The sequence below is a fragment of the Mycobacterium sp. 852002-51961_SCH5331710 genome (assembly GCF_001665535.1).
Taxonomy (GTDB): domain Bacteria; phylum Actinomycetota; class Actinomycetes; order Mycobacteriales; family Mycobacteriaceae; genus Mycobacterium.
Genome location: NZ_LZSQ01000053.1, coordinates 1 through 20,199 on the forward strand (window position 1 = coordinate 1; position 20,199 = coordinate 20,199).

Below are 20,199 nucleotides of genomic sequence, written 5' to 3' on the forward strand. Positions count from 1 at the left end.
ACGAGGATCGACGTCACCAGGATGTTCCAGGTGAAGATCGGCATCCGGAACATCGTCATACCGGGGGCGCGCATGCACACCACGGTCGTGATCATGTTGACGCCGCCCAGGATGGTGCCAAGGCCGGCGACGGCCAAGCCCATGATCCACAGGTCACCGCCGGCGCCGGGGGAATGGATCGCGTTGCTCAGCGGCGCGTAGGCGGTCCAGCCGAAGTCGGCGGCGCCGCCCGGGGTGATGAATCCAGCGATCGCGATGAGCCCCCCGAACAGGAACAACCAGTACGAGAACGCATTGAGCCGCGGGAACGCGACGTCGGGCGCGCCGATGTGCAGCGGCAGCACCAGGTTGGCGAACCCGAACACGATCGGCGTCGCATAGAACAGCAACATGATCGTGCCGTGCATGGTGAACAGCTGGTTGTACTGCTCGTTGGAGAGGAACTGCAGCCCCGGCATCGCCAGTTCGCCCCTGATGAACAGCGCCATCAGCCCGCCGATGAAGAAGAACACGAAGCAGGTGACCACGTACATGATGCCGATCAGCTTGTGATCGGTCGTGGTGATGAGCTTGTAGACCAGGTTGCCTCGCGGACCCATCCGGGCGGGGAACGGGCGGCGTGCCTCCAGCTTCGGCACCGAGGTCACTTCGGCGGTCACTTCGAAACCCTCCCTTCAGCGAGGGGTCGTCGTGACCTCAATAGTAGGTAGCCCGCGCCCACGCCGAAAGCCATTGCGCGAAGCCGTGCGGCCGGCCGGATCAGCCGGCCGCGTTCACCGGCTCCGCATCACCGCTGTGCATGCCATGCGGCACCGCGGTCAGCATCGTGACCGACAGGTCACCGCCGCTCGGGAGCTTGAAGGCCCGCTGCTCACCCGGCTTGGCGCCGAGGATGGCCGCCCCTAGCGGCGACTGGGTCGAGTAGACCTCCATATCGCCGTGCTCGGCGCTGCGCACGCCGAGCAGAAACGTCTCGATCTCCCCGGTGTCGTCATAGCGGACGGTGACGACCATGCCCGGCTCGGCGATCCCGTCGTCGGGTGGGTCCTCCCCCACGACGGCGTTGATCAGCATCTCGTGAATCTGCTGGATTCGCGCCTGCCGCGCGCGCTTTATCGCGGTCGCGTTCTCGTCCGCCTCGTCCTCGCCCGCGGCGTTCGCGCAGAGTTCACGCAGGGTGGCGAGTTCTTGTTGCAGCCGCTCGTAGGCGGCCCGCGAAATCCAAATCCGTTGCGAACTGGTCATGTTCGGTCCTTCCCTGTAATCAGGCTGGGAGTCGGCCGGCCGCCGAATCGATGGCGGCCCCGTAGGGTCTCGCCGCTAGGAGCGTCACTCGCAGCTCCTTGCCGGTGGGGGCGGTGTACATCCGCCGTTCCCCCGGTCGTGCGCCGAGGATCGCGACGCCCAGCGGCGACGACGGCGAATAGACCTCGATCTCGGCGGGTTCGGTACCGCGGATGCCGAGCAGGAACGTCTCGGTCTCACCGATGTCGTCGTAGCGGACGGTCACGACCATGCCCGGCTCGGCCACCCCGTCGTCCGGCGGATCCTCGCCGACGACGGCGTTCGCGAGCAGGTGCTCGATCCGGCGGATCTGCGTCGTCCGCACCCGCTCGGCAGCGGCCCGGTTGGCGTCGAAGTCCACGGCGTCGTCGGGTACCTCCAGCCGGAGTCGGGCTCGGAGGGCCGCCAATTCGGCCTGCAGTCGGATATAGGCACGTCGCGTCATCCAGATGCGGTCGGTGCTCGTCATGTGTCGTCCTTTCTCGAAGGGGTTGCCGTCAGGGGCGGGCCGTGGGCTGTCGGTAGCGCCGCCCCTGACGACTCGCAGTGCCCGCAAGGGCAGAAGTGGGAAAGCCGTCGGTCTGGGTCTAGGCGATCGCGCGGCGGAGCGGATCGAAGGGCCGCAACGCCTCGGGCTGCTTGCCCGTGCTGATCTGTTCGGCGAGGAGCCGGCCCGTCACCGGGCCGTGCGCCAGGCCCCACATGCCGTGACCGCCGGCCACGTAGACGTTTCGCGACATCTCGCCGATGAGCGGGCGGCCGTCGGGCGTCATCGGCCGCGCGCCGACCCAGATGTCGCTGCGCTCCGCCCAGCGGACGCCGTCGAGCAGCTTGCTCGCCGATGCGACGATCGCGCCCACCCGTTCGGGGATCACGGGTTCGTGGGGGTCGCGGAATTCCATCGTGCCCGCCACACGCAACGCGCCGCGGTACGGCGTGCACGCGACGCGGATGTCCGGCAGGTAGATGGGCCCGGGTATGGGGCGGTCCACGGGGACCGTGAAGGAGTAGCCGCGGCCCGACTCCACCGGGACGCGCAATCGGTGGCCGGTCAGCCGCGACATCCACGCGCCGGTGGCAATCACGGCCGTGTCCGCGCTCAGATGTTTGCCGCTGTGAGGCTGGACCACCACGCCGTTGCCGGTGCTGAACACGCCGCGAACATCGAGCGTCAAGATCGTCGCCCCGCGCTCCTCGACCGCGCGACCCAGTGCCTGCACGAACCGACCCGGGTCGACGAACCGCTGGTTGTTGATGTTGATGCCCGCGGTCACCGCATGCGACGCCAGCGGCACCTGTTCACGCAGCGCCTCTCCGGACAGCCCCGTCACGAACAGGTCCTGGCCGGCCCGCTCGAGGACACGCAGTTCGCGCATCATCTGCTCGGCGTCGTCGGTGCTGCGGAACAGCGCGGTGATCGGGGCGTCCGTCACCGGGGCGTCGACGCCGTTCGCGATGAGCACGTCGAAGGCCTCGATGCACTCCTGGTTCAACGGCACATTGGCCTCGACCGCGCGATTCCACGCCGTCGTGCGGCAGTTGGCGGCGAATTGGGTCAGAAACAGCCACAGCGCGCCGTCGACGCTCCACGGGATGTGCAGGGGCGCGTTCTGGTCGCGCAGCGAGCGCAGGCCGTAGCGCAGCGTCTTCGGCGAGTTCAGCGGAATCGTCAACGCCGGAGACACCCAGCCGGCGTTGCCCCAGGACGCCCCGGAAGCCACGCCACTGCGGTCGACGACGGTGACGTCGACACCGCGCTCCTGCAGGAACCACGCCGTGGACAGGCCGACGATGCCGGCGCCGACCACGATCGCAGACCGCGGCCCACCGTCAATCCGCTCGCCGCCGACCATGGGGAATACCTCCGTCGCTGAGTTCGAGATTTTCTCGAAAGTTCGTTGTCTCCATCGTGGGAGGAGTGAGCACGATCGGGGTTGCCGCGGCGGGACAATCCCCCACGGTGCCGTTGTGGCGATCCGACAAAGACCCGAACGGCCTAGGCGTCGGTCGCGGCCAGTTCGATCATCATGGCCATTCGCTTGCGGGCGTCGTCGAGCGGCAGCTCGGTGATCTCGCCCATCTTGCGTAGGCGGTACCGCACGGTGTTCTCGTGTACGCCCAGGCGGTGTCCCGCCCCGGCGGGATCACCCAGCGCCTCCAGGTAGGCCCTCAACGTCGAGACGTACTCCGTGTCATGGCTCTGGTCGTGACGTCGCAATTCGGCGACGGGCCCGCGGTCCGGGGTGCGTCCCGAGCGGGCGGCGGTGCGCAGGCGCTGCAGCAGGATCTCGTGCCACGACTCGTCGTAGGCGGGCGGGACGGCATCCAGCGGGCCGACCTCGTGCAGCGCCAGACACTCGTCGGCCTCCTGCCGCGCCGCGGGCAGATCGACGGCGACGGCCGGCTTGCTGATACCGGCCACCACTGTGACCCGGTCGGGCAGGGCCGCCCGTAAACCGGCGACCCACTTGCGGGCGGCGGCAACCTGCTCGCCGGGAAGCAGGGTGTAGACCGTGTTGCCCGCCAGCGCGCTTCGGCCCGGTCGCGACCAGCCGAAGCCGGCGGTCGCCCGCTCGAAGGCCAACAACAGCGCCGCGTCACGTTCGGCGCCGATCGACGCCTGCACGGCGATGACCCGCACCGGACCTTGCGACAACCCCAGCCTGCTCGCCGACGCCGCGGCGTCCGCGCTGCCGTCGAGTAGCCGCAGCACCAGGTCGGATTCGACCTGACGCTCGAGATCGGCACTGGCACGCGACCGCAACAAATGCAGCGCCACGGTCCTCGCGCCGTCGGCCAGCGCCGTGCGTACGGGCTCCACCAACGGCTTCGGGGTCGAAACCCACACCGACCCCATCAGTTCGCGGCCGGAGCGCACGGCGACGACCATGCGGCCGGACACGCCGTGGTCGCCGTCCGCCTCGACGAACATCGGCTCGTCGGACGATGCGAGATGCGTGGACACGCCTCGGGAATCGAAGAACTCGCGCAACCATTCCGGCGCCTGCCGGTTCATGATCGTCGCAACGCGGGCCCGGTCGGCGTTCTCCTGCATCGTCGAATACGCCAACACGCGCGACAACGGGTCCTCGATGGTCACCGCACCACCCACCGATTCGGCCAGACTGTCGGCGAGCGCGAACAAATCCGTTGGGCCCCGGCCGGATTCGGTTTCGCGGCCCTCCAGCACCAACCCGTAGACGATCGCGGCGAGTTCACTCCACGGCACCGCCGGATCGACGACCATCACCGCGACGCCTTCGACCATCCCCGCGAACGTGGTGTCATGGTCGCCGTCGCGAAGAAGTACGACCACGGCGCGCGCCGAAACCGCCCACCGCAGCGCCTCGTTGACCGTTCGCGCGCCGATCGCCAGCAAGACGTCGCCGGTGACCGTGCGGCCGTCGATGACCTCGTGCATCACCACGCTGCCCAACTCCGTGGAGCGGGGCACCGGGCAGAAGCGCAGGCGCACGCCGTAACTGCCGAGCACGTTGACCAGCCGGTCCAAGGTGACCACGGGCCGACGTTACCGCGCGCCCTACAGAGCGCGGGTGCTTAGTTGGCGACAACCCCCCGCAGACCCTCGGCGCCGAACAGCGGCTCGAGCATCGACGAGTAGTCCGGGCCGCGACGCACCAGCTGGCCGCCGTCGACGTTGATGACCTGGCCGGTGATGAAACTCGCCGCGTCGCTGAGCAGGAAGAGCGAGGCGTTGGCGATGTCCTCGACCTCACCCGCCCGCGGCAACGGCGTGCACGCCGCGTAGTCGCCGCTCAACTCCGGAGATTCGAGTACCGGGGCGACGAGTTCGGTGCGGATCAGGCCGGGCCGGATGCAGTTCACCCGGACCCAGGAGGGGCCGAGCTCGTCGGCGGCGAGCTGCATCAGATGGTCGATGCCCGCCTTGGACACGCCGTACGCGCCGAACCAGCGGTGGGTGTTGCTCGCTGCGATCGACGAGATGCCGATGAAGGATCCGCCGCCGCCGCGCACCATCTCGCGCGCCGAATGCTTGAGCACGTACATGGTGCCGTTGATGTTGAGATCGACGGTGCGCCGCCACAGCTCGGAGTCGATCTGCGTGATCGGTCCGATCGTCTCGCTCCCGCCCGCACAGTGCACGACGCCGTAGAGCCGACCGGTCCATGCCGTCGTGGCCTCCACGACGCGGACCACCTCGTCCTCGTTCGTCACATCGGCCGGCTCGTAGAGCACCGAGCCGGGGCCTCCCTGCGCCTTGATCTCGTCGGCCGCTGCGGACAACTTGTCGGCGTTGCGGCCGACGAGCATCGCGTTACCGCCCGCGGCGACCACCGCGGCCGCCACACCCTTGCCGATGCCACTGCCGCCGCCTGTGACCAAAACCGTGCGACCCGTCAAGGACAACTCCACCGCAGACCCCTTCGCCGTAGCTAGAACAGGTTCCAGTTATACGTCACGGCTCGTCGCGGCGGGCGGGCTTCGGCGCGCCGAGGGTGCGCCAGTCCGGCACGTTCGGCGGAAGCCCGACCGGATAGCGATTCTCGTTGTGCGCCGCCCAATGCGCATGCCCGAGTTCGTGGATGTGGAACGCATGGCGTAACGCCTCGGTGAAGCCCATCGCGTCCGAGGCGGCGTTGACCGAATCCTTGATGAGCAGCGCTGCCATCGTCGGCCGCTCGGCGATACGGCGGGCGAACTCGAGCGTCTTGTCCTCGAGTTCGTTGCGCGGAAAGATCTTCGACACCATGCCGAGCCGGTACGCTTCGTCGGCGTCGATCGAATCACCGGTCAGCAGAAGCTCTTTCGCCTTGCGGGCGCCGAATTCCCATGGGTGCGCGTAATACTCCACACCCGGCATTCCCATCCTGACACCGACTACGTCGGAGAACTTCGCATCGTCGGCCGCGACGATCAGATCGCACGCCCAGACGAGCATGAGGCCGGCCGAGATCGCGTTGCCCTGCACCTGCGCGATCGTGATCTTGCGCAGGTCTCGCCATCGGCGGGTGTTCTCGAAGAAGAAGTGCCACTCCTGAAGGTACGTCCGCTCGGCGATGGCCGGCACGGTGGCGCCGTGCGATTGGAACGTCGGATGCTGCGCCGCGCCGGGCGCACGCTCCAGCATCGCCTCCTCTGATCCCAGATCGTGTCCGGCCGAGAAGTTCTTGCCGCGCGCTGCGAGGATCACCACCCGCACACGGTCGTCGGCTTCGGCGCGGCCGAACGCCTCGTCCAACTGCACCAACAGCGTGCGGGACTGCGCATTCTGCGCATCCGGGCGGTTGAGCCAGATGCGCGCGATCTGACCGTCGTCGAGGGTTTCATAGGTCACCTGTTGCGCCGCACCGCCTCCGGCGCCGGCGCTCGTCAGATCAGGGCTCGCCATCACGGATCACCTCGCTTGCGTTGTTCGACCACCTGCACATTACGGTGCCCGTCGCAACGCTCACTCAGCGGTGCCACAGCTATCGGACAGTGGACTCACAGATATGGCTCCCCGCCGCAATAGACCGAGCGTAATCCCGTTACCGGTACTACGATTGGCGCCAATCGGCGCACCGCTCCGGATCGCCTCACTGCGGCGTATAGCTAACAAAAAGGAGAGACAAATGGCGATCGAACTGCCCACTGCCATCCGGCTCGCGACAGCCGGCGGATTCGCCGCGGTGGCCCTGGCCGCGCCGCTCGTCGCCACGATCACCGCGCCCGCCGCCCCCGACACCTCCCATGTCGCCTGCGCCGCCGGAGAATCCGAAGACCTCTACACCACCGCGTGCGTACCGAATTCGTCCTCGCCGTTCTCGACGATTCCCGGAAATCCCGACCTGCCCGCGATCGACGGAATTCCCTGCGGCGGCCGACAATCAGGACAGTGCATCGGTCTGGCCGAAGAGCAGCAGGCCCAGACACCCCTCGTGCAGCCGCATACCTCGGTCAGCTCGAGCCCGTAAGCGCGGCGCCATCGGCGTATCGAGTGCACGAATCGACGGTCGGCTCCTAGAATCGCGGAATGGCGAAATATTCGGCTCCGCTCCGGCGACTGGTTCTCACCGGCGTTTTCGTTGCCGCAGCGGCGGCCGCACCGTTTGCCGGCCTGCACTTGGCGTCGGAACCGAGCGCTGCGGTGGCGCAGGGCTGTCAGGGGGGCGAGGAGCCCGACCAGTTCACCATGACCTGTGTCCCCTTCATGGTCCCGACCTCGCCGCCCCTCTTCCAAGTCACCGCGGCGAATCCCGATGTTCCGGAGATTCAGGGCATCCCCTGCATCGGCCACAATGCCGGAGCCTGTATCGGGTTGGCCGAGAACGAAGCAGCGGCCGGACCGGCCGCGCAACCGCGCTCGACCATCAGCGCAAGCCCGTAGCCGGAATCGGCAGGGAACTCTGCGAAGCTGTGCAGAAAGCTGGCAGCTTCCATAGAATTCTTGCCGACGGCACGGTTGATCACTCACAGAAAGCGTGACCATGGCGAGCTTGAAGTCCCCAGTACAACGGCTGATCCTTGCCGGTGGCTTTGCGGTTGCGATCGCCGCGGCTCCGGTGGTCACCGTCTTCGCAGCACCGACCGCCCCGGTGGCGCCGCAGGCTCAGGGCTGCAGCGGCGGGGAGGAGCCGGACCAGTTCACCGGCAACTGCGTGCCCCACACGGTGCCCAACTCCGGTTCGGTGTTCAGCACGCCGGCCGGCAACCCCGACGTCCCTGAGGTCATGGGCGTGCCGTGTATCGGCCACAACCAGGGCGGCTGCATCGGCCTGGCCGAAGAGGCCCAGGCGCAGACGGTGACGGCTCCCCCGCCGCCCGTCTTCAGCCACAGCCCCTAGTCAGGGGGTTAGCCGACCGGCGAGGCAGCCCTTTCGCATACAGTTGTCGTATGCCTGCGAAATCTGATCCCGCCGAGCTCGGCGACGTCGAACCGCTCGCCGACAGCACTGCCCGCCAGGCGCGGCGCGTCGTCGCCGCGTACGCGAAAGACGCCGACGAGTGCCGGGTGTTCCTCTCGATGCTCGGCATTGGGCCCTCGAAACTCGAGGCGTAAGTGAGTTCAGGGGACGGTCCGCGGGCCGGCTCCGGCAACGCCGATTTCGTGGTGGTGGCCAACCGGCTGCCGATCGACATGGAGCGGCTGCCCGACGGCAGCACCACGTGGAAGAGGAGCCCCGGCGGGCTGGTCACGGCCCTTGAGCCGTTGCTGCGTCGCCGGCGCGGTGCGTGGATCGGCTGGCCCGGTGTACCGGACGCCGACGATCAGCCCATCGAGCAGGACGACATGACCCTGTGCCCGGTCAAGCTGTCCGCCGACGACGTGGCCAGGTACTACGAAGGCTTCTCCAACGCGACGCTGTGGCCGCTCTACCACGACGTGATCGTCAAGCCGATCTATCACCGCGAGTGGTGGGATACCTACGTCGAAGTGAACCGGCGCTTCGCGGAGGCCACCGCCAAGCACGCGGCCAAGGGCGCCACGGTCTGGGTCCAGGATTACCAACTGCAGTTGGTCCCCAAGATGTTGCGCATGCTGCGCCCCGACTTGACCATCGGATTCTTTCTGCACATCCCGTTCCCGCCGGTCGAGTTGTTCATGCAGATGCCGTGGCGCACCGAGATCATCGAAGGCTTGCTCGGTGCAGACCTCGTCGGCTTTCATCTGCCCGGCGGTGCGCAGAACTTCCTCATCCTGGCACGAAGATTGGTGGGCGCCAACACCTCCCGTGCCACCATCGGGGTCAGGTCGCGGTTCGGTGAGGTGAGCGTCGGCTTCCGCACCGTCAAGGTGGGCGCCTTCCCGATCTCCATCGACTCGACGGCCCTCGACCAACAGGCGAAGTCGCGTTCGATCCGCCAGCGCGCCAGGGAGATTCGCCACGAGCTGGGTAACCCCCGAAAGATCCTGTTGGGCGTCGACCGGCTGGACTACACGAAGGGTATCGACGTCCGGCTCAAGGCATTCTCCGAACTGCTCGAGGAGCACCGGGCCAACCGCGAGGACACCGTGCTCGTCCAGCTCGCGACACCCAGCCGGGAGCGCGTCGAGAGCTACATCGAGATGCGCGAGGACATCGAGCGACAGGTCGGCCATATCAACGGTGAGTACGGCGAGGTCGGCCATCCCATCGTGCACTACCTGCACCGTCCGGTGCCGCGTGAGGAGCTGATCGCGTTCTTCGTCGCCGCCGACGTCATGCTGGTCACCCCCTTGCGTGACGGGATGAACCTGGTGGCCAAGGAGTACGTGGCGTGTCGCAGCGATCTGGGCGGTGCGTTGGTGCTCAGCGAGTTCACCGGGGCCGCAGCAGAATTGCGCCAGGCCTACCTCGCCAATCCGCACCACCTCGAGGGCGTCAAGGATGCCATCGAGGCCGCGCTGACCCAAGCGCCGGAAGAGGGCAGGCGCCGCATGCGGGCGCTACGCAGACAGGTGCTCGCACACGACGTCGACCGGTGGGCGCGGGCGTTCCTCGACGCGCTGGCCTCGACGCGATCTCCTGACAAGCAGTCCGCCTACGCTAAATCGGAGTGATGTAGTCGATGAGCCATTTGCCGTCGATGCGCCGATAATCCACGCGCAGCCGCGCACCGTCATAAATTGGCTCGTCACGGTTCGATTTCTCGGAGACCGTCCGGTTGATGTAAACCATCACCGCTGCCGAATCGCGCTGCGCTTCCATCACGCCGACGCCGACCACGTTGGCTTGACTTACAAGTTCGCGCGCCCGAGCCTGGGGAATTATGTCGGACTTCGCCCTGTCTTCGAACTCCTTGCGGTAGCCGGGCGTCAGCAGGTCGTACGCATCGATGAGGTTGCGCTCGACGGTCTTGTAGTCGTAGGTGAATACAGTCGGGATTTGTTCCTGCGCAAGCGGTCCCAGCTCGCTACGCGCTGCTTGCTCACCACGCGTCTCCACCCGCTGCCAGTACAGTCCGCCGCCCAGCGCGGCTAGGCTGACGAACGCAGCAGCCACCAGACCGGCAATGCCGCTCACAATCAAACGCATCAGTTGCCACCGTTGGGGTAGTTGAGGTCATAGGCTGTCATCTGCCCGTCATCGGCCTCCTGCACGATGATGCGAAGTCGGTAGGGTTGCGATGGCCTGTTGTTCCCGTTCATGTCACTGGCAGTGACCCTCGCCGACACCAGCACCGCTGCAGTGTTGCTGATGTCGTCAATGCTTTCCAGCGCGGCACCGTTGATCACAGTCTCCGAACTGCCGCCGGTGTCCCGGAAAATCGCCTTGAGGTTCTCGACATTGTTGTTCTGGCTGAACATGTCGCGTAACGGCCCGCTGGTGCTCTCGTAGAACCGGTCCACGCTCTCGTCGATGGTGTCCTGCTTGAAGCTGAACATGTTCACCACGGTCTGCGTCGCGGTGTCGACGAACCGCTGGTTGCGCGCTTGCGCTTCTTCTGCGTCTTGTCTCTGGACGATCAGTACCGCCACCGCGGCGCCAAGTACACCGGTCGCGACGAACGCGCCGACCAGTGCAACGATTGCGACCAAGCGTCGGTGCGGCGGCCGGCGTGGCGGGGGCGCAGCTTTACGGACCTTGCGAACATGTGTCTCAGCGACGGAATCCGCTGTTGGAACGCGCACGGCGGTGGGCCCAGCCACCGTGCCGTTGGCGGGACCGGCAGGTCGAGAAGCGCGTCGGCGCACGGGCTTCCCCGGGGACGTCGGTGCGGACGTCATCACACGTGCTCCGGATACAGCATCAAATCCACCCAATTCTCTTGTGGCCGCATATCAGCGACACCGGGCGCGTAGACCCCGGTGCCGCCGGCCGGGTCCACAAAGACGCCCGTGTTCTGGTCGTAGGTCCCGTAAGCGGCTCCGCTGGCCTGCGGCGGGTTCGGTGGTGCAGGAGGCGGTGCGGGGGCCGGCGGTACCGTACCGTAGGGCCCCGCAAACACGTTCGGCGGGTTAGTCGCCCACCCCGGCGGGACGGCTGGTGGAGGCCACGCATTCGGGTAGGGCGCCGGCGGTATCCAGGCCGTAAGCGGTGGCGGCGGGGGCCCCTGGTTCGGTGGGGGGATATACGGCCAAGGCTGATGCGGCGCCGGTCCCGGGCCGGTCTGTACCCCGGGCGGCACCGAACCCGGCGCGACGGGATATCCCGGATCCGGATCGTTCTCCGGCGGTATGTACGGGAACTTGTTGGGCGGCAGGATATTTCGTCCGTCCTCGGGCGTGTCGTCCTCCATGACATCCATCGGTGTGCCGATCGGTACCGGCGGACCGCGCCATGGGCTGTTCCCGATCGGGACGTAGCCGCGCGGATCGCGGCACAACTCAATTGTCGGCGCGCGCTTGCCGGGGAACTCCTGGCACGGGTAGTTCCGCGCCCCGCGCACCACCATCGGATCATTTTGCGCGACTTTGCAATACAAGTCGGTCGGGAGGTCGCGCAATGTCGTGTCGCCAGGCGTGCGGATCTCCGACGGTGGCAAAAACCCCGTGTTGCAAGGCGGCGGATCGTTGATCGAGATCTTGAAGTCCTGCTTGCCGCCCTCGTCAGCGGGAAGTTGGCCGCCGATCGTCAGCAGGGACGCCTGCAGCGCGGGAAAAATGACGAGCGCCTGTTCGATCGACTTGCGGTAAATGACGCCGACGCGGCCGAAGTTGGCCAAGTTGGCCGCAAGGACCGGGAACGACGGGCGAATGCCCGAGAACGTTTCGCTGGCTTCTGCGGCCGCTCCGGGCGCAGTCGCGAGCAGCGAACGCAGCTGAGTATCGGCTCCGGCGACTTCGTTGGTCAGGCGGGCAAGGCCATCGGCCAGGGACCGGATGTCCTCGCCGCTCCGTATCTGCGCCTCCAAGAACGGTCCAGCCTGGTCGATCAGCGCCGAGGTCTGCGGCCAGGCTGCGTTGGCGTCATCGATCAGCACCCGTGCGGACTGAATCAACCGCGCGAGTTCGGGCCCGGCGCCGTTGAACGCCTCGAAGGTCTCGTGCAAGAGGTCCTGGAGCCGGGTGTTGTCAAGGCTGCTCACCAATCGATCGGCCTCACGCAACAACTCGGCCACATCTTGCGGTATCGCCGTCCGCTCCTCCGGAATGGTCGCACCATTGCGCAGCACCTCCGTCGAAGGATCTGCGGGCGGAACGAAATCCACGTACTGCTCGCCGACCGCAGACACGCTTTTGACGGTGGCCGTGGAGTTCTCCGGGATCTTGATATCGCTGTTGAGCCGCATGTGCGCGGACACACCATCGTCGGTCAGCTGCACGGCTTCGACGCGCCCAGCTTGGACTCCGCGGAAGGTGACGTTGGCGTTCTCGTACAGTCCACCGCCCGCGACGAAATTCGCAGTGACGTCATATGTGCCCAAACCCAGGCGGGCGGGAATACGTACATACAGCAGAGCGATTGCGCCGACCGAGATCACGGTCACGACGGCGAACACCCACAGTTGAATTCGCGCAGTTCGACTCATTACTCCGGCGGCACCTCCTGACCCGACGCGGTGCCCGGCGGGATCTTGAACGGATCTGCGGCCTGGCCTGACAGGTTCGCCATTTCCCCGGTAAGGAATTCCGGTGGATTGACGACTTCCGCGAGGCGCTTCATGTTCGGGTCGAAAAATGACGTCGTGAACATGGTCTCGCCGAGCCGACGGATTGTCAGGTCGAACGTTGAGTAGATGTTGAAGTAGTCACCTCTGGCCACCCTATGCAAGTTCTTGCCCGGGAACGGGAACGTCGCCAAGCTGTCCAAAGCGGTCACAAGGTCCGCACGAGTGTCGTTGATCGGTTTGATCACCGCGTACAAATCGACGATGTCCTCGGCGAAATCCTCTTTGGTTTCGGCCAGAATGCGCGACGCGACGGTGCCGAAGCTCTGCAGGGCCGCGAAAGCATCGACGATGGTCGCACGGTTCTCGTTGAGCACCCGCAACGCTCCTGGGAGGGTGTCCAGCGCGCGGCCCAGACTGTCTTTGCTACGCGCGAGGACTCCGGCGAATCGGTTCAGGCCTTCGGCCGCCGCGATGATGTCATCGGTCTGCCGATTCAACGACGCGGCGAGCTCGGCGAGCCGCGGGATCAGACCGGCGAACTGGCCTTCACGGCCGGCGACCGCGTTGTAGACCTCCTGTGTGATGTCCTGTAACGCACCGAGATTGCCTTTGTTGACCACCACACCCAACGCCGACAGCACTTCCTCTGTAGTCGGATAACGGCTGCCCCGGCTCAGTGGAATCTCAATCCCGTCACGCAACTCGCCAACCGGCGGCTGGCCAACCGGAGGCGCTAGTTCGATGTGCTGCGATCCCAACAGCGATGTCTGCGCGACCTTCACAGTTGAGTTGGCCGGCAACTTGACGTTTTGATCGAGCGAAAGTTCCACCGCCGCGTAGAAAGTGCCATCCGGCCGCTGAACGGCTTCGATACCCGACACGCTGCCGACCGTGACGTTGTCGACCATCACGGGCGAATTCTGTGGCAGCGTGGCGACGTCGGGAACTTCCACAGTGATCGAGAATGCGCCTTTACCGTGACCCGCGGTGCCTGGCATGTTCAGCGAGTTCAAGCCGCCGAACGAGCAACCGGCAAGCAGTACCGCACCCGAACTGATGGCCAGGCTCCGGCGGGCGGCGCGCCCGGCTTTCATTCCCCGTGACTGGCGTGTCATCCCCCACCTCCCGAGACAGCGGCTTCGGCCGGAAGCGGACCGGGCGCGGCCGGTGCCGGCGCCCCCGGAACCGGACCGAGAGGCGGAGGACCAGGCGCCGGACCCTGCGGCGGTACCACCGGACCAAGCGTGTACGGCTGCGCCGGCGGCGGCGGGCCCGGAACTGGGTTCTGGGGCAGGAGCAACGCACTGGGGTCGCCTTCGTTCCCGGCACGAGGCGGAAATCGCCCGTCGGCCGGTATCCACTCCAGATACGGGATGTAGGTCTTGGCCTTGGCCTCGGTAGCAGGGGTGTCATAAATGACCTGCCCCTTGTACGCGGTGATCGTATTGATTCCATGCGCCATGAAGGGCGGGTAGCTGACCGCCAGGCGCTTCAGCACCGGAGCCATCCGCTGGCGACAGATCTCGGCTCGCTTGTCGTAGTCAGGCGTTCCGGCGCCGTCCAAGTTCCCGCAGATGAACTGCACCGGGTTGGCGAATTCCGGCAGCCCCAGGAGGCCGTTCGCGGTGCCCTGCGCCGGGTTGTAGATGTTGTAGAAATTCGCCATCGCATTCGGAAGGACGTGCAGGATCTGCTCGACGTCGTCGGTCTGGTTTGTGAGGATGGTGGTGAAGTCAGCCAGCCTGTTGATGCTGCCAATAAGCACTTCGTTGTTCTCATTGAGGAAGCCGCGGACGTCCGAAAGGGCCTGGTTGAGACTGCCGAGCGTGTCGTCCAGGCCCACTGAGCTGTCAGCCAACACCTGAGAGACCGAGGCCAAATGGCCACTGAATTGGACGATTTGCTCGTTGCTGTTCGAAAGTGCGTCAACCAGAATCTGCAGATTCTTCACCGTGCCGAACAGGTCCGGGCTCGAGTCACCCAGCCGTCCTGCAGTCTGAGACAGTTCGCGCAAGGCTTGTCGGAACGAGCCGCCATTGCCATCGAAGGTGTCGGCGGCCTGATTGACAAACTCACTCAACGGACCGTGAGTTTGGCCCGCCGATGGTCCGAGCTGCTGGCTGAGCCTGGTCAGCTCTGTTTTGACGTCATCCCACTCCACCGGCACGGCAGTGCGGTCCAACTCGATGCTGCCGCCATCCTCCATTGCCGGGCCCTGCTTGTAGACAGGGGTGAGTTGAATGAAGCGGGCTGCCACGAGGTTTGGCGCCATGATCACCGCGCGCGCGTCGGCGGGCAGTTGGATGCCGTCCTTCACCCGCATGGTGATCTTCACGGCATCGGCCTGCGGCGTGATCGATTCGATCGAGCCGATCGGAACACCGACGATGCGGACCTCGTCGCCCGGATACACGCCTGCAGCCGAGGCGAAGTAGCCGTCCACCGTGTAGGTGCTGACTCGTGGCAAAAGCACGTACACGCCACCGATCAGCGCCACGAGCAGTGCGCTGATGACGGCGAAACGCATCCAACGGGTCACGGTGACTTCGGCCTTATGATCAGGCGCTCGTTGATGAACCCCTTCAGCATGTCGGACAGGCTGTCGGGAATCTTGCCCGGCTGAAAGTAAAGATCCAGCAGCAGGGCCGTCTGCGTATTGTTCGGTACCGCATTGGGCAGATTGACCATGAATCCGGAAGCCGACCCGACCGACTCGCCGAGCGCGGTGGCGTACGGCGGCAACCGCTTGATCGCTTCACTGATGTGCTCACGGCGTTCAAGTAGGTTGTCCAGAACCAAATTCAGCTTCTTCAGCGCCGGACCGAACTCGCGGCGGTTATCGGCCACAAACCCCGAAATCTGCTCGGACACGTCGTCGATGCCGGCGATCAAATTACTCAGCGCCGCCCGCCGCTCATCGAGCGCGGCGAAGAGCTGATTGCCATCGGTGACGAGTTGATTGACTTGACCGGCCCGGTCGGCAAGCACCGCGGTCACCGACTTCGCGCGTGCCAACAGCTGGCCCAGCGCTTCATCGTTGGCGTTGATGCTGCGCGACAACTCCGCCACCCCGTCGAGCGTGCGGCGAAGCTCAGGTGTCGCGTCGCGAAATGAGTCGGTCAGGACCCGCAGCGCCTGGGTCAACTGGTTCTTGTCGAGGGAAGCGGAGTTCTGGCCGAGATCCTGCAATGCCATATTCAATGTGTACGGAACCGTCGTGCGGGCCAGCGGAATCGACGTCACCGATCCGCTGCCTTGCGGAGTGACCCCGAGCGATCGCTCCCCCAGAACAGTGTCGGTCCGGATCGACACCATAGTCTGATCCCCCAGCCTGACGTCTCGATCCACGGTGAACGTCACTTTCGCGACGTCGCCGGCCAGGCCGACGCCGGTCACCTTGCCCACCGTGATGCCGGAGACGTTGACGTCGTTACCCGGCGAGATTCCACCGGCGTCAGCGAAGAACGCCTCGTAGGACTTGCCTTGCGGATAGAACGGCAAGTTGCTGTAGCCGAACGCGACGAGCAAGACACACACCACGACCGCGATTCCGAAGATTCCCGCCCGTAACGTCTTATCCATTGTCTGAACACCTGCCCTTCGATGGATCCGGCACGCCGCCGATCGGCAGGAAGATGTCGCTGCCCGCAGGACCGTTGAATTTAAGCCTCACCGTGCAGATGTAGTAGTTGAAGTACGAGCCGTACGCGCCAAGGGAATTGAGTCGCAGGTAGTTTTCTGCCAGCGGTTCGATGACCGAATTCACCTCGGCCTTACGGTCGTCGAGCTCGGTCGCCAGCGGGCGAAGGTTCTCGAGTACGCCCTGTAGCGGCCGTCTCGACTTGACCAACATGTCGGTGAGGTCCGTTTCCGCTGACGCCAGCGGCGGAATCGCTCCGGCGATCGGGTCTCGACCCTCCGCCAGTCCGCTGACGAGTTTCTGGAGTTCGTCCACGCTGGCATCGAACTCCACGCTCTTCTCGTCAACGGTGCCGAGCACCTCGTTGAGATTGCGGATGACCTCAGAGATCACCTGGTAGCGATCACCCAAGGTCTTGCTGAAGGATCCTGTCTCCGAGAGCAATTGAGACAACGCACCGCCCTGGCCCTGAAGCAACTCGAGAATCGCATTGCTGATCTGATTGACCTGCTCGCCATTGAGGCCCTTGACTACCGGGCGCAGGCCACCGAGCAGGGCGTCGAGATCCAACGCCGGCTGGGTCTGGTTGATGGAGACCATACCGCCCGGTGGTAACTTTCGCAGTTCGCCCGGGCCCGAGGTGATCTCCATGAAGCGGTCGCCGACCAGGTTCTCGTAGCGGATCACGGCCCGCGTCGACGTATACATCTGGTACTTCTTGTCGAGGGTGAACGCCACATCGACGGTGTTGTCGGGATTCAGCTTCACACCTTCGACCGTGCCCACCGGCACCCCCGAGATCCGCACGTCGCTGCCGCTCTCGAGTCGCGAGGCGTCGCTGAACGTGGCGTGGTAGCTGTTGGTCGAAGCGAACCGGAACTCTCCGAAGATCACGACCAAACCTGCGGCAACCATCAGCATGACCACGACGAAGATGCTGACCTTGGCCAGGGTTCCGCGGTGGCCCATCAGAAGTCGTCCCGTTCTGCGAACGCGCCATTGAAGAGGAACTGGAAAGTGGACGGAGCGTCGACCTGCACTTCGGTGAACGGCTCGTACGGGATGTAGGCGTTGTCGGTAACCAAGAACGGCGACCTGAACCACGAGCCGCCAAACATCTTGCTGGGGATGTTCGGGAGGCCGCGGCAGTTCGGACCACCCGTTGCATTCACAATCGGCAGGCTCTCCGGATACGTATACGACGGCACGCCCAGTACGAAGCTGGAACTGACCATTGCGCCGGGTTTGAGGCCACCGACGACGGCCTGTCCCCGCTCGTTGCCGATCGCAACTCCTTGTATTATGCAGCCGAATTCCGGCGAATAGTCTCCCAACACCTTCAATGGCGCTCGTAGCCGCTGGATCGCAGCGATGTAATCGTCTGCCCCCGGCTCCAAAGTATCGGCGCCCTGGTTCGCCAGGCCGATCGTCGCAAGCAACGTCGCGTTCAGGTTCTCCTGCTGATCGACGACCGTCGCGCTGATGGTCGGCACGTTGTCGATCACAGTCACCAGGTCGGGGCCGGCATCGCCATAGATGTTGGCCACCGTGGCCGTCTGCCCGATAACCGACTCCACTTGCGGCAGCTTCGGATTCAGTTCGGTGAGGTACTGATTCAAACCCGCTATGGTAGAGCCGAAATCGTCACCGTGACCACGCAGGCCTTCCGCGATCGCCGACATAGACGCGTTCAGGTGTATGGGGTTGATCTTGTTCAGGACATCTATCAGGGTCTGGAACAGCGTGTTGGCTTCCAGCTGCACTGCTTCGGCCTGAACCACGGCGCCGGCGCGCAGCGGCGTTCCCGACGGCTGATCGGGGGCAAGGAATTCCACCGACTTCGCGCCGAATACCGTGGTACTGGCGATACGCACTGGCGCATTCGAGGGGACAAAGCGCAGCTCGCGCGTGTTGATCGCGAGCGTCAACTTCGCTTGATCGCCGGTGTACGAGATGTCTTCGACCTTGCCGATTTGAACACCCCGGTACTTGACCTTGGCGTCGGGATCCATCACCAAACCGGCCCGCGGAGAGGTGACCACCACAGACTCGGTCGGTGTGAACGCCGCGGTGTAAAAGAGATAGGTGAACACCGAGAAGGCCACGAGGATCGCCGCCAGCACTGCGGCGGCGATCCTGATCGCGGACTTTCTCGACATGGTTTCTCTCTCCTCTAACCCGACAGGTTGAAGTTGCCGGTGGCACCGTACACGGCCAAGGAGATGAACAAGGTGATGATGACGACGACGATCAGCGAAGTCCGAACCGCCTTACCCACCGCGACGCCAACGCCGACAGGTCCGCCCGAAGCGTTGTAGCCGTAGTAGGTGTGGACGAGCATCACGGCGACCGCCATCACGATCGCCTGAGCGAAAGACCACAACAGATCGTTCGGTATCAGGAACGTATTGAAGTAGTGGTCGTAGAGACCGCCCGACTGTCCGTTGACGTAGACGGTGATGGTGCGAGCCGAGAAGAACGCGGCCAGCACGGCCAACGAATACAGCGGGATTATCGCAATCAGGCCGGCGACGATGCGGGTGGACACCAGGTAGGACACCGAGTGCACGGCCATTGATTCGACCGCATCGATCTCTTCGGAGATGCGCATTGCGCCCAGTTGCGCGGTGGTACCTGCGCCTATGGTGGCCGCGAGCGCGATACCGGCGATGATCGGCGCAACGATGCGCACGTTGAGATAGGCGGACAGGAACCCGGTGAGCGCCTCGATGCCAATGTTGCCCAGTGACTCGTAGCCCTGCACGGCGATGACGCCGCCGGACGCCAGCGTGAGGAAGGCAGCGACACCGACCGTGCCACCGATCAGGATCAGCGCACCGGTGCCCAGGGTCATCTCGGCTATCAACCGGGTCGTTTCCTTGCCGTAGCGACGCACCGCGTTCGGCATGTACCGCACCGACTCGGCGTAGAACAACGCCTGCTCGCCAAAGGTATCCACGGCCTTGGGCACCCGTTCGAGCGCCCGCCGCATTCTCAGCGACACGTCGTAGCTCATCAGCCCAGCACCCGAACGCCGATTGCGGTCATAAGTACGTTGATCACGAACAGACAGATGAAGGCATAGATGACGGTCTCGTTGACGGCCTCTCCGACCCCCTTGGGTCCACCCTTGACGGTGAGTCCGCGATAGCAACCGACGAGTCCCGCCATTACGCCGAACAGCAGGGCCTTGACTTCGGAGATCACCAACTCGCCGAGCCCGGTGAGGATGGTCAGGCCGTTGATGAAGGCCCCGGGGTTCACACCCTGCAGTAGTACGGAGAACACATAGCCGCCGACCAGGCCGATCGCGATCACCAGACCGTTGAGCAGCAGCGCCACCGTGGTCGACGCCAGCACGCGCGGCACCACCAGCCGTTGAATGGGATCGATGCCGAGCACCCGCATCGCGTCGATCTCTTCACGGATGGTGCGGGCGCCCAGGTCCGCGCAGATTGCCGTCGCACCGGCGCCGGCGATGACGAGCACGGTCGAGATTGGGCCGAGCTGCGTCACCGTGCCGAACGCGGTGCCGGACCCGGACAGGTCCGCGGCACCGATCTCTCGCAACAGGATGTTGAGGGTGAACGCGACCAGCACTGTGAATGGAATCGAAATCAGCAGGGTCGGAACGAGCGAAACCTTCGCGATCATCCATGTTTGCTCGAGGAACTCACGGAATTGAAAGGGGCGTCGAAAGATCTTGAGGAACGTTTCCAAGGACATCTCGAAGAAGCCGCCCACGGCCCGCGTCGGGACCGTGAGCTGTTTGATCAACC

General features: G+C 65.1%; 22 protein-coding genes. 5 read left to right on the forward strand and 17 right to left on the reverse strand.

Annotated features, from left to right (window positions below):
* The 7 genes from A5752_RS08540 to A5752_RS08570 form a co-directional block, all read right to left on the reverse strand.
* Positions 1-599 (reverse strand): cbb3-type cytochrome c oxidase subunit I (locus A5752_RS08540; protein WP_502686705.1); only part of this gene is annotated, 599 nt, incomplete at its 3' end.
* Positions 600-759: 160 nt separating this feature from the next.
* Positions 760-1,245, reverse strand: a complete 486-nt coding sequence (locus A5752_RS08545; protein WP_067084259.1) for a GreA/GreB family elongation factor — start codon at positions 1,243-1,245, stop codon at positions 760-762.
* Between the two features lie 19 nt (positions 1,246-1,264).
* Positions 1,265-1,753: a GreA/GreB family elongation factor gene (locus A5752_RS08550; RefSeq protein WP_067084261.1), complete on the reverse strand. Its 489-nt coding sequence runs from the start codon at positions 1,751-1,753 to the stop codon at positions 1,265-1,267.
* Between the two features lie 118 nt (positions 1,754-1,871).
* Entirely contained in the window at positions 1,872-3,137 is a 1,266-nt protein-coding gene (locus A5752_RS08555; protein WP_067084263.1) for an NAD(P)/FAD-dependent oxidoreductase, read from the reverse strand.
* A gap of 143 nt (positions 3,138-3,280) precedes the next feature.
* Entirely contained in the window at positions 3,281-4,804 is a 1,524-nt protein-coding gene (locus A5752_RS08560; RefSeq protein WP_067084265.1) for a PucR family transcriptional regulator, read from the reverse strand.
* A 38-nt stretch (positions 4,805-4,842) separates the two neighbouring features.
* The gene (locus A5752_RS08565) at positions 4,843-5,679 is read right to left on the reverse strand and encodes an SDR family oxidoreductase (protein WP_067084267.1); all 837 of its coding nucleotides are present in this window, start codon (positions 5,677-5,679) and stop codon (positions 4,843-4,845) included.
* 43 nt (positions 5,680-5,722) lie between these two features.
* Positions 5,723-6,655 carry an enoyl-CoA hydratase gene (locus A5752_RS08570; protein WP_067084269.1) on the reverse strand — a complete coding sequence of 311 codons (933 nt, stop codon included), beginning with the start codon at positions 6,653-6,655 and terminating at the stop codon, positions 5,723-5,725.
* A 223-nt stretch (positions 6,656-6,878) separates the two neighbouring features.
* Between A5752_RS08570 and A5752_RS08575 the strand changes: the two genes are divergently transcribed.
* The 5 genes from A5752_RS08575 to A5752_RS08590 all read left to right on the forward strand — a co-directional run bounded on the left by A5752_RS08575 (position 6,879) and on the right by A5752_RS08590 (position 9,787).
* Positions 6,879-7,220 carry a hypothetical protein gene (locus tag A5752_RS08575; protein WP_067084271.1) on the forward strand — a complete coding sequence of 114 codons (342 nt, stop codon included), beginning with the start codon at positions 6,879-6,881 and terminating at the stop codon, positions 7,218-7,220.
* A gap of 59 nt (positions 7,221-7,279) precedes the next feature.
* The gene (locus A5752_RS08580) at positions 7,280-7,633 is read left to right on the forward strand and encodes a hypothetical protein (protein WP_067084273.1); all 354 of its coding nucleotides are present in this window, start codon (positions 7,280-7,282) and stop codon (positions 7,631-7,633) included.
* 100 nt (positions 7,634-7,733) lie between these two features.
* Positions 7,734-8,090 (forward strand): hypothetical protein, encoded by a 357-nt coding sequence (locus A5752_RS08585; RefSeq protein WP_067084275.1) that lies wholly within the window; start codon positions 7,734-7,736, stop codon positions 8,088-8,090.
* A 50-nt stretch (positions 8,091-8,140) separates the two neighbouring features.
* On the forward strand, positions 8,141-8,305 hold the full coding sequence (locus A5752_RS27455) for a hypothetical protein (RefSeq protein WP_090279904.1): 165 nt from the start codon (positions 8,141-8,143) through the stop codon (positions 8,303-8,305).
* Positions 8,306-9,787: an alpha,alpha-trehalose-phosphate synthase (UDP-forming) gene (locus A5752_RS08590; RefSeq protein WP_067084278.1), complete on the forward strand. Its 1,482-nt coding sequence runs from the start codon at positions 8,306-8,308 to the stop codon at positions 9,785-9,787. It abuts the gene before it with no gap.
* Here the strand turns inward: A5752_RS08590 and A5752_RS08595 are convergent.
* The 10 genes from A5752_RS08595 to A5752_RS08640 are packed head-to-tail and all read right to left on the reverse strand — an operon-like array spanning position 9,774 to position 20,197.
* Complete coding sequence (locus A5752_RS08595; protein ID WP_064399170.1) at positions 9,774-10,262, reverse strand: hypothetical protein; 489 nt, start codon at positions 10,260-10,262, stop codon at positions 9,774-9,776. The genes A5752_RS08590 and A5752_RS08595 overlap by 14 nt on opposite strands.
* Positions 10,262-10,954: an Rv1363c family protein gene (locus A5752_RS08600; RefSeq protein WP_082950639.1), complete on the reverse strand. Its 693-nt coding sequence runs from the start codon at positions 10,952-10,954 to the stop codon at positions 10,262-10,264. The genes A5752_RS08595 and A5752_RS08600 overlap by 1 nt, the downstream gene beginning before the upstream one ends.
* Entirely contained in the window at positions 10,954-12,699 is a 1,746-nt protein-coding gene (locus A5752_RS08605) for an MCE family protein (RefSeq protein ID WP_064399171.1), read from the reverse strand. The genes A5752_RS08600 and A5752_RS08605 overlap by 1 nt, the downstream gene beginning before the upstream one ends.
* On the reverse strand, positions 12,699-13,874 hold the full coding sequence (locus tag A5752_RS08610; protein WP_231983361.1) for an MCE family protein: 1,176 nt from the start codon (positions 13,872-13,874) through the stop codon (positions 12,699-12,701). The genes A5752_RS08605 and A5752_RS08610 overlap by 1 nt, the downstream gene beginning before the upstream one ends.
* Before the next feature lie 17 nt (positions 13,875-13,891).
* A complete protein-coding gene (locus A5752_RS08615; RefSeq protein WP_067084282.1) occupies positions 13,892-15,307 on the reverse strand; it encodes a virulence factor Mce family protein in 1,416 nt (471 codons plus the stop codon).
* A gap of 8 nt (positions 15,308-15,315) precedes the next feature.
* Complete coding sequence (locus A5752_RS08620; RefSeq protein WP_067084284.1) at positions 15,316-16,362, reverse strand: MCE family protein; 1,047 nt, start codon at positions 16,360-16,362, stop codon at positions 15,316-15,318.
* Entirely contained in the window at positions 16,355-17,389 is a 1,035-nt protein-coding gene (locus A5752_RS08625) for an MCE family protein (protein WP_067084286.1), read from the reverse strand. The genes A5752_RS08620 and A5752_RS08625 overlap by 8 nt, the downstream gene beginning before the upstream one ends.
* The gene (locus A5752_RS08630; RefSeq protein ID WP_067084288.1) at positions 17,389-18,579 is read right to left on the reverse strand and encodes an MCE family protein; all 1,191 of its coding nucleotides are present in this window, start codon (positions 18,577-18,579) and stop codon (positions 17,389-17,391) included. Before A5752_RS08630 ends, A5752_RS08625 begins: the two co-directional genes overlap by 1 nt.
* Before the next feature lie 14 nt (positions 18,580-18,593).
* Positions 18,594-19,436, reverse strand: coding sequence for an MlaE family ABC transporter permease (locus A5752_RS08635; RefSeq protein ID WP_064399177.1), 843 nt, complete (start codon positions 19,434-19,436; stop codon positions 18,594-18,596).
* On the reverse strand, positions 19,436-20,197 hold the full coding sequence (locus A5752_RS08640; RefSeq protein ID WP_064399178.1) for an MlaE family ABC transporter permease: 762 nt from the start codon (positions 20,195-20,197) through the stop codon (positions 19,436-19,438). Before A5752_RS08640 ends, A5752_RS08635 begins: the two co-directional genes overlap by 1 nt.
* Positions 20,198-20,199 lie beyond the last annotated feature (2 nt).

Coding starts and splice junctions, on each gene's coding strand:
- A5752_RS08545 (WP_067084259.1), bottom strand. CDS start 1,245: ATGACCAGTTCGCAACGGATTTGGATTTCGCGGGCCGCCTACGAGCGG.
- A5752_RS08550 (WP_067084261.1), bottom strand. CDS start 1,753: ATGACGAGCACCGACCGCATCTGGATGACGCGACGTGCCTATATCCGA.
- A5752_RS08555 (WP_067084263.1), bottom strand. CDS start 3,137: ATGGTCGGCGGCGAGCGGATTGACGGTGGGCCGCGGTCTGCGATCGTG.
- A5752_RS08570 (WP_067084269.1), bottom strand. CDS start 6,655: ATGGCGAGCCCTGATCTGACGAGCGCCGGCGCCGGAGGCGGTGCGGCG.
- A5752_RS08575 (WP_067084271.1), top strand. CDS start 6,879: ATGGCGATCGAACTGCCCACTGCCATCCGGCTCGCGACAGCCGGCGGA.
- A5752_RS08580 (WP_067084273.1), top strand. CDS start 7,280: ATGGCGAAATATTCGGCTCCGCTCCGGCGACTGGTTCTCACCGGCGTT.
- A5752_RS08585 (WP_067084275.1), top strand. CDS start 7,734: ATGGCGAGCTTGAAGTCCCCAGTACAACGGCTGATCCTTGCCGGTGGC.
- A5752_RS27455 (WP_090279904.1), top strand. CDS start 8,141: ATGCCTGCGAAATCTGATCCCGCCGAGCTCGGCGACGTCGAACCGCTC.
- A5752_RS08595 (WP_064399170.1), bottom strand. CDS start 10,262: ATGCGTTTGATTGTGAGCGGCATTGCCGGTCTGGTGGCTGCTGCGTTC.
- A5752_RS08600 (WP_082950639.1), bottom strand. CDS start 10,954: ATGACGTCCGCACCGACGTCCCCGGGGAAGCCCGTGCGCCGACGCGCT.
- A5752_RS08605 (WP_064399171.1), bottom strand. CDS start 12,699: ATGAGTCGAACTGCGCGAATTCAACTGTGGGTGTTCGCCGTCGTGACC.
- A5752_RS08610 (WP_231983361.1), bottom strand. CDS start 13,874: ATGAAAGCCGGGCGCGCCGCCCGCCGGAGCCTGGCCATCAGTTCGGGT.
- A5752_RS08615 (WP_067084282.1), bottom strand. CDS start 15,307: ATGCGTTTCGCCGTCATCAGCGCACTGCTCGTGGCGCTGATCGGTGGC.
- A5752_RS08620 (WP_067084284.1), bottom strand. CDS start 16,362: ATGGATAAGACGTTACGGGCGGGAATCTTCGGAATCGCGGTCGTGGTG.
- A5752_RS08625 (WP_067084286.1), bottom strand. CDS start 17,389: ATGGGCCACCGCGGAACCCTGGCCAAGGTCAGCATCTTCGTCGTGGTC.
- A5752_RS08630 (WP_067084288.1), bottom strand. CDS start 18,579: ATGTCGAGAAAGTCCGCGATCAGGATCGCCGCCGCAGTGCTGGCGGCG.
- A5752_RS08635 (WP_064399177.1), bottom strand. CDS start 19,436: ATGAGCTACGACGTGTCGCTGAGAATGCGGCGGGCGCTCGAACGGGTG.